Here is a 296-nt window from a genome sequence, read left to right as displayed (position 1 = left end):
AATTTAAAAACTTTTCGACTTGCGCTTGTGGCGCTGTTCACGCTCATCGTGGGCTCGCTGTCGGCGCAGACAATCAAAGGAAATGTGAAAGATTCCAACGGAGAGGCCGTCATCGGCGCAACAGTCCTCGAAAAAGGGACTAAAAACGCCGTAGTGACCGATATCGACGGAAACTTCTCCATTAAGTTATCGAGCGGTAACGAACTGCAGTTTTCATACATTGGTATGAAGCCGCAGACGGTAAACGTGGCCGGAAAGAGTAGTGTAACAGTTACAATGGAAGATGAGGCTACTGC

1 protein-coding gene is annotated in these 296 nt (G+C 48.3%); it reads left to right on the top strand.

Annotated elements, in window-relative coordinates; all coding sequences use genetic code 11:
* Nucleotides 1-296, top strand: a 296-nt coding sequence (locus tag H6A34_RS15705; RefSeq protein WP_338088677.1) for a carboxypeptidase-like regulatory domain-containing protein, incomplete at both ends; no start/stop codon positions are given.

Source organism: Marseilla massiliensis (genome assembly GCF_016899855.1).
Classification (GTDB): Bacteria; Bacteroidota; Bacteroidia; order Bacteroidales; family Bacteroidaceae; genus Prevotella.
This window is presented reverse-complemented; position numbering and strand designations above follow the sequence as displayed.